This window comes from Saccharopolyspora sp., from assembly GCF_017434145.1.
GTDB lineage: Bacteria > Actinomycetota > Actinomycetes > Mycobacteriales > Pseudonocardiaceae > Saccharopolyspora_C > Saccharopolyspora_C galaxeae.
This window is the reverse complement of sequence record NZ_JAFRFW010001012.1, coordinates 1-2025: the sequence shown is the minus strand read 5'-3', so window position 1 is coordinate 2025 and position 2025 is coordinate 1. Positions and strand designations below refer to the sequence as shown.

Genomic DNA, 2025 nt, shown 5'->3' with positions numbered 1-2025 from the left:
GGCGCGTAACCGTTCTCGACCAGCAGCGGAACGTCGTGCACCACGACCGCGTCCGCGGGCGCCTGCGCCATCCGCTCGGCGGTCAACGCGCCGATCCTGGGGTGCGTGATCGCGTTCAGGTCGGCCCGCGCCTGCTCGTCGCCGAACACCTTCTTCGCCATCGCCGGCCGGTCCAGCGCGCCTTCCGGCGTCACGATGTCCGGCCCGAAGCGATCCACCAGCTCGGCCAGGCCCGCACTGCCCGGCTCGACCACTTGCCGCGCCAGCTTGTCCGCGTCGATGAGCACCGCACCGCACTGCACCAGCCGCGCCGCCACCGTCGACTTGCCCGATCCGATCCCGCCGCTGAGACCCACCCGCAACATGCGGCCCATCCTGCCAGTCCTCGACGCCCGCCTCGGCGCTCGCACCGCAGGCGCGCAGAGCGGACTCCCCGCGCCCGCCCCGCAACGCACGCTCACCCCGCGGCTGCTTCTCCTGCGGCGCCGACCGCTTTCGCCACCTGCGCGGCCCGACCACCGGCGGGTTCGCAGGCGGTGTCCGTGCGGGGACACCCCGCACCCCGGGGTCATCCCAAGGACAGCTCATCCGCCTAGTGGAGCTACTCGCGGACGAGATCTCGCAGCGAAACAGCGTGCGGTTGCGCTGCGCGACCACCCGCGCAGCACGAGCTCGACAACGACCGGACGCGAAACGGCCCCGCACCTGCGAACAGGTGCGGGGCCGTGCGCTATCCGTACCGGGTCGACCGGTCTGCGCGGATCAGGCGCCGCCGGAGAGCTTCTCCCGCAGCGCGGCGAGCTGCGCGTCGCTGGCCAGCGAGCCCGCGTCCTCCTGCTGCTCGGACGAGGAGGCCGCGGACGAGTAGTTCCCGCCGCCCTGCGCCTCGCCGGAGCCGGCAGCGGCACCGCCGCCGCCACCCCCGCCGGAGGCAGCCTCGGCAGCAGCTTCCGCGTCGGCCTCGGCGGCCTTCTGGACCTGCTTCATGTGCTGCTCGTAGCGGGACAGCGCCTCGGAGTACTGCCGCTCCCACTCCTCGCGCTGGGTCTCGTAGCCCTCCTGCCACTCCGCGGTCTCCGGGTCGAAGCCCTCGGGGTAGATGTAGTTGCCCTCGTTGTCGTACTCGGCGGCCATGCCGTACTGCGTGGGGTCGAACTCGGAGTCCGGCGTGAAGCCCTCGTTGGCCTGCTTCAGCGACAGCGAGATCCGGCGGCGGTCCAGGTCGATGTCGATGACCTTGATCATCACGTCGTCGCCGACCTGCACGACCTGCTCCGGGATCTCCACGTGGCGCTCGGCCAGCTCGGAGATGTGCACCAGGCCCTCGATGCCCTCGTCGACCCGGACGAACGCGCCGAACGGCACCAGCTTGGTGACCTTGCCCGGCACGATCTGGCCGATCGCGTGGGTGCGGGCGAACTGCCGCCACGGGTCTTCCTGCGTCGCCGTCAGCGACAGCGAGACGCGCTCGCGGTCCATCTCGACGTTGAGGACCTCGACCGTGACCTCCTGGCCGACCTCGACGACCTCGCTCGGGTGGTCGATGTGCTTCCAGGACAGCTCGGAGACGTGCACCAGACCGTCGACACCACCGAGGTCCACGAACGCACCGAAGTTGACGATGGAGGACACCACGCCCTTGCGGACCTGGCCGTTCTGCAGCTGGTTGAGGAACTCGCTGCGCACCTCGGACTGCGTCTGCTCCAGCCAGGCGCGACGGGACAGCACCACGTTGTTGCGGTTCTTGTCCAGCTCGATGATCTTGGCTTCGAGCTCGCGGCCGACGTAGGGCTGCAGGTCCCGGACGCGGCGCATCTCGACCAGCGACGCGGGCAGGAAGCCGCGCAGCCCGATGTCGAGGATGAGGCCGCCCTTGACGACCTCGATGACGGTGCCGCGCACCGGCTCGTCCTTCTCCTTGAGCTCCTCGATCGTGCCCCAGGCGCGCTCGTACTGGGCGCGCTTCTTGGAGAGGATCAGACGGCCTTCCTTGTCCTCCTTCTGCAGGACAAGAGCCTCCACCTC

At 70.3% G+C, this 2025-nt stretch carries 2 protein-coding genes; both read right to left on the bottom strand.

Translation table 11 applies throughout. From position 1 onward, the window contains the following. Positions 1 to 365: dephospho-CoA kinase (coaE, locus tag IJH84_RS27610; protein ID WP_295150799.1), on the bottom strand; the 365-nt coding region annotated here is incomplete at its 3' end. A gap of 397 nt (positions 366 to 762) precedes the next feature. Further along, a partial coding sequence (gene rpsA / locus IJH84_RS27605; protein WP_295150797.1) for a 30S ribosomal protein S1 occupies positions 763 to 2025 on the bottom strand: 1263 nt, incomplete at its 5' end.